Annotated in this window: 1 protein-coding gene; it reads right to left on the bottom strand. The window is 46.9% G+C overall.

Features of this window, described 5'->3' with window-relative positions; translation table 11 throughout:
- Nucleotides 1–41: 41 nt before the first annotated feature.
- A partial coding sequence (locus R7040_RS30510) for a lipase family protein (RefSeq protein WP_411978245.1) occupies nt 42–501 on the bottom strand: 460 nt, incomplete at its 5' end.

The following is a 501-nucleotide window of genomic DNA, read 5'->3' as shown; positions in this document are numbered from 1 at the left end:
GATCAGTCCGGCTTTTTTATGTCTATCGTTTGGTTTTTCAGTCAACGTTCATCGAAAAAGTCTTTGTTTCGGATGTACTTACTCATTAAATGGTAAGAAAACGGACGAATCAGCCAACTAAACAGTGAACGCCCGAGGCGAATGAGTGTCGGCGTGTTCTCATAAATTCTGCCATTGTACAGCCACAGCATTTTTCCGACGTGCCAGTAAAGAAAAGGCACCGGAGGCATGAACGTCACAATATCGATATCACAACAAATTCGGTAGGTTTTGTGCGCCAGACGATAGCGACGTTTGAACGTCCAGTCACCAATGGCAGGCTGCCCGAAAGTCACAACGCGCTTGATGCTTTTCGGATACTTCTTTTCTATGTAATCCGCAAACACGCTACCAATTGCACCACCAGAAGAGTGGCCTGTCACCGAAATGCGCTTGCCTTGCAGAATAAGCGGGACAACGGTTGCTTCTAGCCGTTCTATCACGCTCAAACCTAAGCGGTCT

The organism is Vibrio sp. 1069, assembly GCF_033340555.1.
The sequence above is the reverse complement of the archived record's forward strand: the minus strand, read 5'-3'. Positions and strand labels throughout refer to the sequence as shown.